This window comes from Labilithrix luteola, from assembly GCF_001263205.1.
GTDB lineage: Bacteria > Myxococcota_A > Polyangia > Polyangiales > Polyangiaceae > Labilithrix > Labilithrix luteola.
Genome location: NZ_CP012333.1, coordinates 10,549,095 through 10,564,547 on the forward strand (window position 1 = coordinate 10,549,095; position 15,453 = coordinate 10,564,547).

Annotated in this window: 10 protein-coding genes and 2 tRNA genes; 5 read left to right on the forward strand and 7 right to left on the reverse strand. The window is 66.4% G+C overall.

Features of this window, described 5'->3' with window-relative positions:
* Nucleotide 1: 1 nt before the first annotated feature.
* From AKJ09_RS45520 to AKJ09_RS45540, 5 genes are all read right to left on the reverse strand, one after another.
* A complete protein-coding gene (locus tag AKJ09_RS45520) occupies nt 2-1,054 on the reverse strand; it encodes an RCC1 domain-containing protein (protein ID WP_146654119.1) in 1,053 nt (350 codons plus the stop codon).
* A gap of 8 nt (nt 1,055-1,062) precedes the next feature.
* On the reverse strand, nt 1,063-2,448 hold the full coding sequence (mgtE, locus tag AKJ09_RS45525; RefSeq protein WP_146654120.1) for a magnesium transporter: 1,386 nt from the start codon (nt 2,446-2,448) through the stop codon (nt 1,063-1,065).
* 148 nt (nt 2,449-2,596) lie between these two features.
* On the reverse strand, nt 2,597-5,392 hold the full coding sequence (locus AKJ09_RS45530) for a sulfatase family protein (protein ID WP_146654121.1): 2,796 nt from the start codon (nt 5,390-5,392) through the stop codon (nt 2,597-2,599).
* Entirely contained in the window at nt 5,389-7,638 is a 2,250-nt protein-coding gene (locus AKJ09_RS45535; protein WP_146654122.1) for a sulfatase family protein, read from the reverse strand. Before AKJ09_RS45535 ends, AKJ09_RS45530 begins: the two co-directional genes overlap by 4 nt.
* Nucleotides 7,639-7,709: 71 nt before the next feature.
* Nucleotides 7,710-8,159: a hypothetical protein gene (locus tag AKJ09_RS45540; RefSeq protein WP_146654123.1), complete on the reverse strand. Its 450-nt coding sequence runs from the start codon at nt 8,157-8,159 to the stop codon at nt 7,710-7,712.
* Between the two features lie 154 nt (nt 8,160-8,313).
* Between AKJ09_RS45540 and amrB the strand changes: the two genes are divergently transcribed.
* The 4 genes from amrB to AKJ09_RS45560 all read left to right on the forward strand — a co-directional run bounded on the left by amrB (nt 8,314) and on the right by AKJ09_RS45560 (nt 11,010).
* Nucleotides 8,314-9,585 (forward strand): AmmeMemoRadiSam system protein B, encoded by a 1,272-nt coding sequence (gene amrB, locus AKJ09_RS45545; protein WP_146654124.1) that lies wholly within the window; start codon nt 8,314-8,316, stop codon nt 9,583-9,585.
* On the forward strand, nt 9,582-10,514 hold the full coding sequence (locus AKJ09_RS45550) for an acyl-CoA thioesterase family protein (protein WP_146654125.1): 933 nt from the start codon (nt 9,582-9,584) through the stop codon (nt 10,512-10,514). Before amrB ends, AKJ09_RS45550 begins: the two co-directional genes overlap by 4 nt.
* Nucleotides 10,515-10,693: 179 nt before the next feature.
* Nucleotides 10,694-10,765 (forward strand) — tRNA-Gly (locus AKJ09_RS45555).
* A 173-nt stretch (nt 10,766-10,938) separates the two neighbouring features.
* Nucleotides 10,939-11,010, forward strand: a tRNA-Gly gene (locus tag AKJ09_RS45560).
* A 664-nt stretch (nt 11,011-11,674) separates the two neighbouring features.
* Here AKJ09_RS45560 and zigA (AKJ09_RS45565) read toward each other — a convergent pair.
* The gene (gene zigA / locus AKJ09_RS45565) at nt 11,675-12,934 is read right to left on the reverse strand and encodes a zinc metallochaperone GTPase ZigA (protein WP_240488849.1); all 1,260 of its coding nucleotides are present in this window, start codon (nt 12,932-12,934) and stop codon (nt 11,675-11,677) included.
* Nucleotides 12,935-13,101: 167 nt separating this feature from the next.
* Between zigA (AKJ09_RS45565) and AKJ09_RS45570 the strand changes: the two genes are divergently transcribed.
* The gene (locus tag AKJ09_RS45570; RefSeq protein WP_146654126.1) at nt 13,102-14,124 is read left to right on the forward strand and encodes a CobW family GTP-binding protein; all 1,023 of its coding nucleotides are present in this window, start codon (nt 13,102-13,104) and stop codon (nt 14,122-14,124) included.
* 20 nt (nt 14,125-14,144) lie between these two features.
* Here AKJ09_RS45570 and zigA (AKJ09_RS45575) read toward each other — a convergent pair whose 3' ends face one another.
* Entirely contained in the window at nt 14,145-15,380 is a 1,236-nt protein-coding gene (gene zigA / locus AKJ09_RS45575) for a zinc metallochaperone GTPase ZigA (protein ID WP_146654127.1), read from the reverse strand.
* Nucleotides 15,381-15,453: the final 73 nt, after the last annotated feature.

Here is a 15,453-nt window from a genome sequence, read left to right on the forward strand (position 1 = left end):
GTCACCACTTGATGGGCATCGGCACGTCGTGGTCGCGGAGCGTGCCGTCGCCCAGCTGTCCGAGATCGTTCTTCCCCCAGCAGCGAATGCCGCCGTCGGCGAGCCGCGCGCACGACGCATCGCCCGCGGATGCGAGCTCGAGCACCGAGTTGAGCCCAGGGATCATGCCGGGATGCGCGCGCGACGCAGTCGTCCCATCACTGAGCTGGTGGAAGCGATTGTCGCCCCAGCATGCGACGACGTTCGTCTTGAGACGCGCGCACGTGTGGCGATTGCCGGCTGCGACGGTAGCCACGTTTTCGACCCCGTGAACGAGCACCGGTTCGGAGGAGTCGGTCGACGTTCCGTCTCCGAGCTGTCCCGACTCGTTTCTGCCCCAGCACCTCACCGAGCCGTCGCGGAGGAGCGCGCAGAAGTGACTTCCGCCACCAGCCAAGCTGGCGACCTCAATCCCCGAAAGGATCGTCTTCGTCGACGGGCTCGACTCACCGAACCCGAAGCAGCGCACCTCGCGCGGCTGCTCCACGGCTGCACAGACGGTGTAATCCGTGAGCGCGACCGCACTGACCTGGACGCCGCGAACCATGGCCGGGACGAACGGCGCGTCCGCGAGGGAGCCCCAGCAGCGGAGCTCGCGCGAGGACGACGCGATCGCGCACGTTCGATCGCCATGCGCGACGATTGCCGAAGCAGAAAGCGGCGCGCTCGACACGAGCACCGGACTCGGCCCACCCGGTCTTCCCTGCCCCCAGCACCGAGCCTCGCCGCCCGCGAACAGTCCGCATGCGTGCCGCGTTCCCAACGCGAGCTCGTCGGGCTTGTCGATCGAAACCTTCGCGGGCGTCGGACGTGCGTTGGTCGTGCCGTCGGCGAGCTGTCCGCCTACGTTGTCGCCCCAGCACGCGAGCGCGCCTTCCTTGAGCAGGCTGCATCCGTTCGTCGGGCCGAGCCAGAGGCGGCTCATGAAGGGCGGCTTGTGCTTCTTCGGGCACCCGAACGACGCGAGCGCCGCGAGCACGACGATCGCGAATGCGCCTCGTTGCGTGCGCCGCATGCCGCCCCTCAGTTGACGCCGGCGGCGGCGATGACGTTCGCCATGATGATCTTCGCGATGTGCACGAAGATGACGATGCCGAGCACGTCGACGAGGCTCGCGATGAAGGGCGTCGAGCTCGTGGCGGGGTCGAGACCGATCTTTTTCAGGACGAGCGGCATCATCGCGCCGACGGTGCAGCCGGTCATGACGATGCCGACGAGCGTGAAGGCGACGGTGAACGCGAAGTTCGTATGCTGCTCGGGGTACATGAGCACGCGGCCGAAGCCGACGACCGCGAGGCCGATGCCGAGCACGAGGCCCATGAAGGTCTCGCGGATGAGAATGCGCCACCAATCGCGCAGCTTGATCTCGCCGACCGCGAGGCCACGGATGATGAGCGTCGAGGACTGCGAGCCCGAGTTTCCACCGGCCGAGATGAGCAGCGGCACGTAATAGGCAGCGCCCTTCACGGCCTCGAAGACGGGGTCGTAATGACGAAGCGCCGTCTGCGTGAAGAACTCGCCGAAGAACAGCGCGAAGAGCCACACGCCGCGCTTCTTGATGAACGAGAGGAAGCTCGTGCGGAAGTACGGCACGTCGAGCGGCTCGATGGCGCCGAGCTTCTGGACGTCTTCCGTTTGCTCCTGGGTCAAGACGTCGATGATGTCGTCGACGGTGATGACCCCGAGGATCATGTCGCGATCGTCGACCACGGGAATGACGTTGAGGTCGTACTTCGCCATCCGGCGTGCGACCTCTTCCTGATCCTCGGTGGGGCGGACGCTGATGATGTTCGTCCGCAAGATCTCGCGGAGCGGCTGGAGCGGCGTGGCCAGCAGCAGGTCGCGGAGCGAAGCAATGCCGATGAGGCGATCGTTCGAGTCGATCGCGTAGATGTTGTAGACGTTCTCGTGGTGGTTTTCGGCGTGTACGCGGACGGCGTCGATGGCGCTCCGCACGGTGACGTCCGGCCCGATGTGGACGTACGCGGTGGTCATGAGGTGGCCGGCGCTCGTCTCCGGCCACTTCTCGATTTCGCGGACCTCTTCGGCGGCCTCGGGGTCGACGCGTTCGAGCTTCTGGAGGATGACGTCGCCGACCTCGTCGGGCAGGACGCTGAAGAAGTCGGCGCGGTCGTCGGGAGCCATCTCGCTCGCGATTTGCGCGACGCTCTCCGGAGGCATCAGGGGCGCGATTTCGCCCTGCTCCTCTTCTTCGAGGCGTTCGAAAATCGGGGCGGCGTACTCGACGGAGAGCCGGGAGAGGAGCTGCGCGGCCTCGTCCGGATCGAGCTCGCCGACGATGTCCGCGAGGTCCTCCGGGTGTATCTCGTCGAACAGCTCACGCACCTGATCGGGGTCCTCTTTGAGGACCTGCTTCAGATCGGGACCGAGCAGACGAGCGAGACGCATGAAACTGCTCGCACATTACCCCAAGGCCATCGCGTTTCGCTACGACGGGATCGCAGGCTCGAGCGACTTTTCGGACGGCCGCTTGCGTGGTGATCGGGATGGCGGAGATGGCCCGAGCGTGGTGCCGCGCGAGCCCGTTGCCGAGACGTTACTTGCCTCCACCGGAGCCATGGGCATAGCCCCATTCGCGGAGGAGTCGTGCCATCTCTTCGGCGCCCTCGTCGCCCTCGGACGCTTGGTCCTTTCGATCGGTGCCCTCGCGAACGACGAACAGCCCCACGTCACGGTGTGGGTCGATCGGTGGGACCATGGGAGACTCGATCGCGAGCCGCGCTTCGTCCGTCGTCACGCCTCGACGTAGAACCGGTGCGACCAGACCGAAGGGGCCGGCGAAGAACGAGGCCTCGGGCCAGGGCTGGTCGTCCAAGTAGAGGTCCCACGAGATCGGCACGCCGGGCGGCTCGACCACGATGTCGATACCGACCGCGGCCGTAGGAACCGTCGTGAACGCCAGCTCGAAACGGCGCTCGTCGCGCGCATCGCGCTTGAACGCGTCGTGCCCCAAATCGACGGGCTGGACCTCGATCGACGTCGCCCGCGTCTTGGCGTCGCCGACCACGAGCGTGCCGGAGATCCGCCTCGGCGTTTCCCCGCCCGCGAACCTCAGGCGAACGGCCTTCGATCGCAGTGGCCCCGCATCGGCAGCGGCGCTCGTCGAACGCGTCTCCGATCCTGCCATCGGCACGTTCTTGACGGCGGCCTCGAGGCGCGCGCGCATTTCGGCGACGACCTCCGGCCGTGTCGCCGCCAGATCGTGGCGTTCGCCGGGATCGTCGGTCAGGTCGTAGAGCTCTTCGTTGATGGTGAGGCTGCGGTCGCGGATCTGTGTGGTCCGTGCCGCGCCCTCGCGGGCCACGAAGCGGTAGCGATCGTGGAGAATCGCGCGGCTCCCCCGCCCCTCGCTGACCACCACGCGCTCGGCCGCCTCCTTCTGACCACGCGCGAGCGAGACGAGCGAGGTTCCCGTCATGTGCGGATGAGGCTCGAGCCCCAGAAGCTCGAGAATCGTCGGCGCGAGGTCGGTGTTGCGAACGCGGTCGCCGACGATCTTGCCCGCGGGCAAGAGCGACGGCGCGACCAGCACGATCGGAATGTGCGTCGTCTCCTCGAAGTTGCTGACCGTGTGATGGTAGCGAATGGGCGTGTTGTCGAGGCCCGAGACGCCTTCGTGTGCGCTCGACATGGTCTCGCCGTGGTCGGAGGTGACGACGACGATCGTGCGGTCGGTGAGGCCCGTGTCGGCCAAGGTTTTGACGAGCGTGCCGATGGCTTCGTCGTCTTTCGCTCCCTCGGCCATGTACATGCGCGCCATGTCGTCTTTGGGCCCGGCAGGCGGCGGAGGCACGCGCGCGAGAGCGCTCGCCGGCGGCTCGTAGGGCGAGTGCGGCGAGTTGTAGTTCACGAACAAGAAGAAGCGCGTGTCCTTGTTCTTCTGGATCCAGCGCGTGGCGTCTTCGGTGATCTCGAGCGTGTCGCGCGTGCGATAGCGATGGTCGGAGATGCGCTCGAAGCCCATGTCGAGACCGACGGGCGTGTAGCCGACCATGAAGTAGTTGTTGACGAACGCCTCGACCGTCACGCCGTGCTTGCGCAGCGCGAGCGGCAACAGCGGCGGATTCGAGCCGTAGAACGCATTCACCGCCGAAGGCGTGAGCGTCCAGCCGAGCGTGTCGAGACCGAGCTCGCTCGAGCGCGCGCCGGCGAGCATCGCCACCGTTCCGGGGCGTGTCCAAGACGCAGCAGAATAGGCGCGGGTGAAACGAACGCCGCGCTGCGCGAGCTCGTCGATCGCCGGCGTCAGGCCGGGAATTTTCGGCAAGAGCGCTTCGAGCGGAGGATGCGGTGCCGCTTGCTTCGCGGCGTCTTCCGCGTCGTCGTGGAAGCTCGCGATGACGTCGGGCCGGAGTGCGTCGACGACGACCCAGAGCACGTTGTACGGCACGCGCGGCGTGGTCCGAGCGAGCAGCGTGGGATTGCCCCACAGGACCACGGCCGAACCAGGAGCATCGAGCTCGTCGCGCTTCGGGCCTTCCGCACCGCCGTCGGCATCGTGAACGCGGCCGTCGGCCGAAGCGATCGCGCCGGCGTCTCTCTCGGCGGCAGGCCGTTGACGATGGCGCGCCTCGTTCCGCTCTTCCGGCGTCGCCTCGTCGGGCTCGGTGCGGAGCTCGAGGTCGACGTTCTGGCCGGCAAAAGTAGAGAGATCGCAGCTCGCCTCGGTCCAACGTCGAGCGTCGCGCGGCAGGAGGCGGTGGCGGTAGACGTCGTGCGACGCGCCCTTCGAGTCGACGACCTTCACGATGAACACGGTGGCGTCGCGCGTGGCGTTGACCGTGCCCTCGGAGAACGTGAGCTTGCCTCCGGGAGGCACCGTGACGTGGAACGTGAACGACGACGGGGCCGCGCCGACCAACGACTCGCGCTGCTCGTAGCTCCCCTCGTTCATGTTCCAGAGGCGCGCGTCGGGCGCCCACGCCTTGCCGCCGTGGCCCTGCGGCATCGACCACTGGATCTCCGACGCGCTCGTACGAAGCGCGAGGGTCGTCACCCAGCGCGACGTCTCGCCGGGCAGAGCGACGAACGGCGGCGTGAGCTTCCGCCAGTGCAGGGCCAGAAGGCCCTTCACGAACCCGGGATTCGGGACGTCCACACGCGCGTCCTTGGCGGCGTCGACGAGACGGAGGGCGACCTCGTAGGCTTCGCGCCCAGGCTCCGCTCGGCGTTCGGCCTCCTTCGGAACGGTGCCATCGGAAGACGTGACGGACGAGGACGCGCGCGGCGGAACGAACGCCCCTTCGGCGCCACCTCCCGAACGCCAGGCCAAACCGAGCGCAGCGAAGCACGCGGCAAGCGCAGCGCCCATCGGCAGGAGCGATCGCGTCACTGTGCCCCCCCGGCATGCAGCCGCGCGAAGGCTGCGGGCGACGGCACGAGATAGCCGTTCTTCTGATCCATGAGAGGATCGGAGAGCATCCACTTCCAGAGCTCGGTGCGAAGCCTCGTGACTTCGTTCGGAAGCTTCGCCGACACGTCCTGCGTTTCCGACGGGTCCGACTGGGTGTCGAACAAGATGTATTTTACCCCCTGACGCGTCGGCACGTAGACGAGCTTGTAGCGCTCGTCACGGATCATGCGGTGGCGGGCCATGAGCGTGATGGGCGCCACATCGTGACGGAGGACGATCTCGGCGTTGTGACGCGTATCGAGCTCCGTGAGGGCCATGATGCCGGGATACGGAATTCGCTGGTCGGGCTGCAGGCCGGGCACATCCTCGGTGAACCAGAGCTCGGTCTCGGCGTAGGCAAAGCGTGGCTCGAGACGTTCCCCGCGAAGCGCAGGCGCGAGCGAACGACCGTCGAGATCCGCCGGCGCCGAAACGCCGGTGAGATCGTAGATGGTCGCGGCGAGGTCGACGTCACGCACGACCGCGCCTTCGCGGCCATGACGCTTGATGCGCGGATCGTAGACGACCAACGGAACGTGCGTGCCGTGGTCGCCGAAGAGGTGATCGCCATGGCCCTGACCGTGCCCGTCGTCGAAGAGAACTTCGCCGTGATCGGCGGTCACGATGATGACCGTGTTCTCCGAGAGGCCCCGCTTCTCGAGGGCCTTCGTCAGGCGACCGACGGCATCGTCGATGGCGTTCACCGCCCCGTCGTAGAGGGCTTGGATCTGGCGAACGTCCTGCGCGTCCGGCGCCGCCTCGGTGCCGAGGCCGACAGGCTTGTGGTACTTGAAGCGGCCTCGGTACGCGGGGTCGGTGAACTTCGCGTAGTACGGCGCCGGCGCGGCGTACGGGAAGTGCGCGGTGGAGAAGAACACCGTGAGGAAGAACGGCTTGTCGGGTCCGTCGCTACGCAACCCGTCGATGGCCTTTTCGACGTCGGCCTCGAGGAGCATCGGATCGGCCGCATCGTTGAGCTCGCGCATCACCGGAAAGACGAACCGCCCCAGCTGCGAGTGGAGAACGGGCAGAAGTGGCGTCTCCCGCTCGAGAGCGCGCTGCCGAATCAGCTGTCGGAAGTCGAACGACGGCGTGTCCACACGCTGGAAGCCGAGATCGATGCGACCGAAGATGTCGCCCGCGTAGTCGCTGACGACGCCCGTGGCAAAGCCCGCACGTGCGAGACGCGACGGGACGGCATCGAAGTCCTTCGCGCGCTCCTCCCATGTCGGAAACATGGATCGCACGCCGTGATGGTGGCCGTGTCGCCCGGTGAGGATGGTCACCCACGAGGGGAACGTGCGCGGAATGGAGACGTACGCGCGGTCGAACCGGAGGCCGCGCTCGGCAAGCTGCGAGAGATTCGGGGCGACGCGAGGCTCGAGACGATCGGCGCGCAGCGAGTCCGCGGCGAGAATGATGACGTTGGGGCGCTTCGTCGTCGACGTGGGGTCGGCGGGATCGGACGAAACGCCGGCATGAGCGGCATGAGCGGCATGAGCGGCATGCGCGACGTGAGGCGAGGAACGCTCGAGGGCCGTCGCGCCGAGCGCGCCCAACGCGAGAAGGAGCAAGCCCACGGCCCCCCTTGTCGAATACTTCGCGACGAGGGCGGGCGCCTGGCGCACGAGATGCGCGATCCGAGCCGGCCCGACGTAGGCGACCAACGCGGCGAGCGTGAGAAAGCCGACGCCCCACACGCCGAGAACGTCGGTCACGAGTACCTGGACGGTGCGGGCGAGCCCTCCTTGGGCGTACCACCGCGACGCGTAGAGCTGGGGGCTGCGCGCCATCGACCAGGCGACGAGCGAGGCGTGGAGCGCGAGGCAGCCAACGACGGCTTCGAGGAACGTGCGCGGCGCCGAACCTCGACGACCGCGAAGCCGCATGGCCACCTCGACGATGAGACCGATCGCGAGCCCGAGCGCGATCGCAGTCGCGGCGATCCCGATCTTCATGCGCGTGACTTCGCTACCGAAGCGATGCTCGATGAAGGTCGCCATCGCGTCGGCGCGACCGACGCCTCCGAGATCGGCGTCGTCTCCCTGCCCGCGCTGACCGGCACCGATGGCGAGCACGAGCACGTAGGTCGCCCCGATGACGGTCGGGGCCGTCACGAAGGCGCGAAGGGCGCGGGCGCTCGTGGCGAGCGGCCCTTCCCCTACTGGTTTGCGAACGAAGCTCATGGGTGCGAAGCGCTGGAATTCAGCGCGCCGATTCTCTCATCTCCCCGCGCCGATCGCGACGTTTGCGAGGGTCAGCGGCGCCAGGAGGCTGTGGCCCTGGAGAGCGGTCGGGGCCCGGGGTCGACGGGAGCAAAACGGGACGACAGATCGGCCACGGCACGGCCGAGGCGCGCAATCTCGTTCCGGGGCGTGGCACGTAAGCCCTTGCCCGTAGGCTCGGTAGCTCGTTCGCAGAAGAACGTTCGGCAGCCGAAGGGCCGCGCGGCATAGACGAGGCATCGCCCTTCGTCCGAAAGGAGGGCGCAGCGCCGCTCTTCGGCAACCGGAAGCGTCCGACGCTTCGGCAGACCTCCGCGCGCGCGAACCGCGCGCTCGAGCTCGAATAGCTCGATGGCGGTAGGATACGGCTCCCGGCCCGTCACGCCGAAGCGACAGCAATCCGTGCTGTCCTCGCAAGACCAGCCGTCGAGCAGCGCGTCGACCTCGGAATAAAGGGCTCGAAGCTCGTTCAGCTTGGCCAAGGTCTCGGCCTCGTCAAGACTTCTTCCGTTGGACTTACCAGGAGGGGTGCGCGGTCGCGTCTGTCGCATTGGAGAATACCGGGCGGCCCCCTTACCGCCGAAGCACGAGCGAGGCAAACGGGCGCGATGCTTCGAAAGTCGTTAACCTCCTAGCGTGGCAGCGCCCTCGTCGCGACCGCGTCTTCGCCCCATCGAAATCATCGTCGTTCCGGACGAACGACTCGGCCGGGCCATCGTTCTCCGGGACACCCAGGGAATCGCGCCCAACGCGCGCGCCCTCCCGATGGACCTCGAGCCGATCCTCGCCCGCTTCACCGGGAGGCTGACCTGCGAGCAGATCGCCCAGCAGGCATCGGCCGCCATCGGTCAGCGAGTACCGGTCGACATCGTCATCAAGCTCGCCACCGATCTCGAAGATCGCCTCTTCGCGTTCGGCGCGCCCTACCAGGCGGCTCGGGCGCGGATCGAACGCGAGTTCGCCGACGCCGACGTCCGCGAGGCCTCGCACGCGGGGAGCGCCTACCACGGCGAGCCCGGCAAGCTGGCCGACTACATCGACAACGACTGCTTCGGCATCGCGAGCGGACCGGGACGGCCGAAGTCCGGGCCAAAAGGCTCGAACAGGTCGAACGGCAAGTCGAGCGACCGCCTGGTCGCTCTGATCGCACCGCACATCGACCCCTGGCGGGGCGCCCGCTGCTACGGCGAGGCCTACGGCGTCCTGGCGAAAACGATTCCGACCGACGTTGAAACCTTCGTCCTGTTCGGAACATCTCATGCACCGATGGAGGCACCGTTCGCTCTGTGCCGGAAGGCCTTCGATACGCCGTTCGGCCACGTCGCGGCCGACCACGACTCCATCGACTTCATCGCCGGCGCGTGCGACTTCGACCCCTACGTCGACCAGTTCAACCACAAGCGCGAGCACTCGCTCGAGTTCCAGGTGGTGTTCCTGAAGCACCTGCTCGGAAGGCGCCGCGCGCGCATCATCCCGATTTTGGCGGGGCTCGGTGAACAGCAGTTCAGCGCCACGAGCCCGAAACAGAGCAAGTCGATCGAGCGCTTCTACGAGGCCGTTCGCAAGATCGTGCACGACAAGCGCGCCGTGGTGGTCGCCGGCGCCGACTTCGCACACGTCGGCCCACGCTTCGGCGATCCCCGGCCGCTCGACGACCGCGAGCGCCGAAGGCTCGACGCCACCGACCGGGAGTCGATCGACTTCGCCACGCGGCTCGATGCCGAAGGCTTCTTCCGCCACGTCGCCAGCGATCTCGACACACGCCGCGTGTGCGGGCTCGCCCCGATCTATTCGCTCCTCCGCACGGTGAGCGACGGCGCACGTGGTCGGCTCGGTCACTACGAACAGACGGTCGATCCGGAAGAAGGCTCGATCGTCAGCCACGCCGCCGTCGGATTCTACGAATGACCCGCGCTCCTCTCATTCCTCCTCTTCCTCCACGCAGCTACGCCGAGTTCGAGGAGGGCTTCAAAGACAGCGGCACCGCCGAACTCCTTCCTCGTTACGAGGACATCACGCAAGACGGTCGGGTGATCCTGACGGCGCTTGCCCACGGTCTGGGCGCTTCGGCGTGGCGAACATTGCTGCGCGAGCTGCCGGCCATCGAACGCTTCCGAGAAGAGGGCATCCTTCCGATCCTGAGCCGCATGGTCATCGTGGGCGAGCAGGGCCCGTTCTCAGTGAACACGCCGGTCCGCTACGTGGGCACCTGGCGCTTCGCGCGGGAGCGCAATGGCGACCGCCTCTTCCTCAACATGTGGCTCGAGGCACGCGCGCCCGTCGCGTCGACGTTCGGCCCCACGCCGGGCAGGAACGCCGAGACCGCCGTGTGCGGTCGCATCTTCGCCGAGCACGTGATCACACGGCCGTTCGGGCCGCCGGAGAAGCGCAAGGTTACGCGTCTCGAGGCCCCCGGCATCCCCGCGACGGTCGAAGAGTACGACTTCGAGAGCGCCGAGAGCTTGGTTGGAGATGCCACGCTCGAGGACGGCGGCGACATGCAGTTCGGCCTGATGCACACGGACTCGAACCAGCACGTGAACTCGCTCGTCTACCCGCGTCTCTTCGAAGAAGCGGTGGTACGCCGGCTCTTCTCTTCTTCTTCTTCGTCCTCGAGCTCGGCCCCCGAACTGTCGGTCGACCCCAAGAGTCTCGTCGCACGAGCCGTCGAGATGCGCTGGCGAAAGCCCTTCTTCACTGGCGATCGCGCCCAGCTCGGCCTCCGTCTCGTCCCACCGCCCGCCGATTCGCCGTGGAAGACCAGCGCAATCGGGGCCTTTTCCCCGGTCGGCGCGGGATCGAAGCCGAGCTGCACGCTTCAGCTTTGGATGGCCTGAACGCTCCTGGAAGGGTGCGTTCGGAAGTTTTTGATACCTGATGAAATTCGAGGATTGACCAACGAAGCGGGTCCGCGTAGAAGCTTCTTCGTCGCTTCGAGAGGGGCGACGGCAGCGAGCAGGCGGTTGGCGCCTATCAATTGCGTCACTGCAATTGGGCATTCCCTGGTCAGCGCGTTGCGGGAGTAACTCAGTGGTAGAGTGCCACCTTGCCAAGGTGGACGTCGAGGGTTCGAATCCCTTCTCCCGCTCAAGAGTCTTCCAGAAGGCCGGCACCGAGGTTACTCAGGCCGGCTTTCTAGTTTTGTCGGATCGTCACTCAGCGTGTGTTTGAGCTCGCTCAGCTCGCTTCTAAACAGAGCGACGAAAGCGAGCTGGCAGAGGTCCCCACGGTCACGTTGGGGCCTCCCCTAGCCAGCGTATTGCGGGAGTAACTCAGTGGTAGAGTGCCACCTTGCCAAGGTGGACGTCGAGGGTTCGAATCCCTTCTCCCGCTCAAGGGTCCCAAGAGCCGGTTCCGAGATCCTCGGGCCGGCTTTCTTCTTTTTGTCGCTCACCGTGGACCTCCCCGACTCATTCCGGGCAGGCGACGAGCTCCAACCCGCCGGCGGCCGGAGAGATCTGACCGACGTTGACCGGCCGACCGGAGCGGAGAGATCCGACCGACGTTGAAGTCGGCGCGGAGGTTGAAGCCGAGCAGCCGGAGGGATCTGGCCGACGTCGGAGCGATCTGACCGACGTTGAAGCCGTCGGAGAGATCTGACCGACCTTGAAGCTGGGCCGGCGTTGAAGCTGCCCGGGAAACCGGACCGACAGGGCGGGGCCGAGAGACCTGACCGACAGTGAGACCGGCGCGGAGACCCGACCGACATTCGGCGGCCGGAGAGATCTGAGCGACGTTGAAGCTGGGTGGGCGGGCGTTGAAGCTGGCCGGGAGACCGGACCGACAGTGAAACCGGCGCGTTGAAGCCGCCACGGGGCCGGGAGACCAGACCGACAGTGAAACGGGCGCCGAGACCCGACCGACGTTGAGCCTGCGTCCAGCCCAGCGACCGCCGCTAGCCCTCCGGGAGGAGCGCCAGTCTGTCGCACCGACGCAGACCTCTTCCATCACGCCTGCTCCGATGTCGAAGTCCGATCAGTACATCCCGCGTCGCGCCTTACGTGGCGGCCACCCCGGAAGCTCCCCACGGCGCGAAGGGGTCCGGGAACGTGCGCCACCCCTCGGCGCCGAGCACCATCTCTTCGTCCGTGAGAAGCGCCGCATCGAACCCCACGCGCAGAGCCAACTCGTCCATGTTCGTCCCGATCAGCACGAGCTCCTGACGTCGATCACCCCAGGGAGCCTGCCAGTTCGAACGGATCTCGTCGTAGCGAACCCTGTCCGTCGGCCACAATTGCGTTGGCGCCGCCGCCCACCAGATGCCCGCACGTTCCGTCCGGCACGCGGCGCCGGCTTGCGACCACACGCCGACGTCGCTCATGCGAGTGGCAAGCCAGAGGAACCCCTTCGAGCGCAGAACGCCCGGCCATTCGGCACCGAGCCACGCGTGCAGGCGTGCGGGGGGAAAAGGCCGACGCGCGCGATAGACGAAGCTGCGGATCCCGTACTCGACGGTCTCGGGCGTGTGTTCACCCGCGAGCTCGCGCGCCCAGCCCGCGCTCTCTGAAGCCTTCACGTCGTCGAAGAGACCGGTGCCCAAAACCTCCCGCAAGGCGACGTTGCCGTGTGAGGCCGACACGACACGCGCGCCGGGGTTCAGATGGTGCAAGATGGCCTCGAGGCGCCTCACCTCCTCGGTGGAGACGAGATCGCTCTTGGTGATGACGAGTACGTTCGCGAACTCGACCTGGTCGACCAACAGGTCGACGATCGTGCGCTCGTCCTCGGGACCGCTCGCAATACCACGGTGGTGGAGCTCATCGATCGAGGCGTACTGCCGCAAAAAATTGAACGCATCGACGACGGTGACCATGGTGTCGAGGCGCGCGACGTCGGAGAGGCTGAACCCCTCCGCATCGCGGAAAGAAAACGTCGCCGCGATGGGCATCGGCTCACCCACTCCTGTCGACTCGATCAGCAAATAATCGAACCGCCGCTCGCGCGCGAGGCGCGCTACCTCCGCGAGAAGATCCTCGCGCAGCGTGCAGCAGATGCACCCGTTCTGCATCTGAACGAAGCGCTCCTCGGTCCGATCGAGCGTCGCGTCGCCACGCCTCACGAGCTCGGCATCGACGTTCACCTCGCTCATGTCGTTGACGATCACGGCGACGCGCAATCCCTCGCGGTTCTGCAACACGCGATTCAGCAGGGTGGTCTTTCCTGCTCCCAAGAACCCCGAGAGCACGGTCACTGGAAGGCGCTCTTCGAGAGGCACTGGAGGATGGGCAGGCATGGAGACGGGGTCGAACGGTCGCATCGGCGAACCTCCTTTCATGTTGGCGAGCGGAGGAACCCGAGACTATATAATTGCAACTCAGTTGCAACATTAACAAGAAAGCCGACGATGCGTGACGCCATCCAGCTCGTTTCGACTGCCGGCACCGGGTTCTGCGACTACCCGACGAAGAACAAGCGTTCCACGCAATGACGGTGCCCAAGATCCCCGTCATCGTCCTCACTGGCTTTCTCGGAAGCGGCAAGACGACGATCCTGAAGCACCTCTTGTCGCTCGACGAAATGCGCGACAGCGCGGTGCTCATCAACGAATTCGGCGAGATCGCCCTCGACCACCACTTGGTCGCCGACGTGCGCGAGGACGCGATCATCCTCGCCTCGGGATGCGTCTGCTGTTCCGTTCGCAACGACCTCGTCCGCGCCCTCTGCGAGCTATGGGTGAAGGCCGCGCGTCACGAGATACCGCCGTTCCGTCGGGTCATCCTCGAGACGACCGGGCTCGCGGATCCGACGCCGGTGCTGGGCACGCTCGCCAAGAACGGACTCGTCACATCGATCTATCGACGCGCGGGGCTCGTGACGACCGTGGACGCGCAGCACGCCATGGCCCAGCTCGAGCATCATCCGGAGGCCGTCAAACAGGTCGCATTGGCGGACCAAATCGTGGTCACGAAGGCCGACCTCACCGGACCGGAAGAGCGTGCGGGCCTCGTTCGTCGTTTGCGAACGATCCAATGCTTCGCTCCGATTCTCGAGAGCGCGCGCGGCAACGTCGCGCCGAACGACCTCTTCGGCACGGGGAAATCGACGAATGGATCGCGTCCTTCGGATTCCTCCGCCGACGAGCACGCTCACGACGGTGCGGGCCACGTCCACGACGGCTCCGTGCGGACGTTCTCGATCGAGACCGGCATGCTCTCGTTCCATCGCTTCGCGCTGTGGCTTGCGACGGTTAGCCAACTTTACGGCGGCCGCTTGCTGCGGATGAAAGGCATCCTCCACGTGGACGACGAACCGACGCCGGTCGTCGTCCAATCCGTGCAGCATGTCGTCTACCCGACCGAGTCACTCCCCCGCTGGCCCAGCGGCGAGCCACGCACGCGGCTCATTTTCATCGTGCAAGATTTCGACGATGAGCTCATTGCCCGATTTCGAACCAGCATCGCGGAGCTCGCCCCCGACGCCGATGCAACGGCGATGCACGTTCCCTAGCGCCGGGTGTGCGCCCAAGGTCATCCCTCCCCTGCAGCGGGCTCGTCTTGCCAGGCCGGGAACGGATCCTCGTACGACCTCCACGACACGGGCCCCTCACTCATTTCCCCGTCGGTGAGCACGCACGCTTCGAGCGCCGCGCGCATCGCTTCGTGGTCCATGCGATCGCCGATGAAAACGAGCTCCTGTCGACGATCGCCGAAGGGCCCTTCGAAGTCGCGCTCGATGGCGGCGCGCGACTCGGCGTCGTCGGGCCACTCGTCCTTCGGCAGCGCGGCATACCAAATCCCGGCCGCTTCGCAGCTCGCGGCACCACCAGCGTGCGACCAGAGCCCGATGACGTCGAGGCGGCTTGCGAGCCAGAAGAACCCTTTCGAGCGGAGCACCCCGCGCCAGTAGGATCCCTCGTCCAGGAATGCCGAGAAGCGCGCCGGATGGAAGGGACGACGCGAGCGATAGACGAAGCTCGTGATGCCGTACGTCTCCGTCTCGGGAGCGTGCTCGCCACGCATCTCCTTCAGCCAGCCGGGTGCCTGCGCGGCGCGTTCGAAGTCGAAGAGCCCCGTGTTCAGGATGTCCGCGAGGGGGAGCTTGCCTCGCTCCGAGCGGACGATGCGCGCATCGCGATTGAGCGAACGAAGCATGGACTCGAGGCGCGGGACGTCCGCCGCCGCGACCAGATCGAGCTTCGAGAGCACGAGCACGTCGGCGAACTCCACCTGCTGGACGAGCAGATCGGGGACGGTGCGTTCATCGTCCTCGCTGAGCGCAATCCGGCGCGCGCGCAGGTCGTCCTCGCTGTACCAATCGCGCAGGAAGCGCGTGGCATCGACGACGGTGACCATCGTGTCCAGACGCGCAACGTCCGAGAGGCTCCTCCCGTCATCGCCCTCGAAGGTGAACGTCTCGGCGACGGGAAGCGGTTCGGAAATCCCGGTCGATTCGACGAGGAGGTAATCGAAACGTCCCTCTTTGGCGAGCTTCGCGACTTCGAGAAGGAGATCTTCGCGCAGCGTGCAGCAGATGCAGCCGTTCTGCATTTCGACCAGCTTCTCGTCGAGGCGCGAGAGCTTGCCGGCGCCCGTTTCGACGAGCCGCGCGTCGATGTTGACCTCACTCATGTCGTTCACGATGACGGCGACGCGCAGCCCCTCGCGGTTCGCTAGAACGTGGTTGAGGATGGTGGTTTTGCCGGCGCCGAGGAATCCGGAGAGAACGGAAACGGGCAACTTCTGGGAATCGCGCGGGTGTGTCATGAGCAAGTTAATGCAACTCAGTTGCGTTACGTGTCAATCGCCGATATTGCCAATGCACCATGAATGCATTTGC

Excerpts from the sequence above, each read along its gene's own strand:
- AKJ09_RS45520 (WP_146654119.1), bottom strand. The coding sequence starts at position 1,054 with ATGCGGCGCACGCAACGAGGCGCATTCGCGATCGTCGTGCTCGCGGCG.
- mgtE (WP_146654120.1), bottom strand. The coding sequence starts at position 2,448 with ATGCGTCTCGCTCGTCTGCTCGGTCCCGATCTGAAGCAGGTCCTCAAA.
- AKJ09_RS45535 (WP_146654122.1), bottom strand. The coding sequence starts at position 7,638 with ATGAGCTTCGTTCGCAAACCAGTAGGGGAAGGGCCGCTCGCCACGAGC.
- AKJ09_RS45550 (WP_146654125.1), top strand. The coding sequence starts at position 9,582 with ATGACCCGCGCTCCTCTCATTCCTCCTCTTCCTCCACGCAGCTACGCC.
- zigA (WP_240488849.1), bottom strand. The coding sequence starts at position 12,934 with ATGCGACCGTTCGACCCCGTCTCCATGCCTGCCCATCCTCCAGTGCCT.
- AKJ09_RS45570 (WP_146654126.1), top strand. The coding sequence starts at position 13,102 with ATGACGGTGCCCAAGATCCCCGTCATCGTCCTCACTGGCTTTCTCGGA.
- zigA (WP_146654127.1), bottom strand. The coding sequence starts at position 15,380 with ATGACACACCCGCGCGATTCCCAGAAGTTGCCCGTTTCCGTTCTCTCC.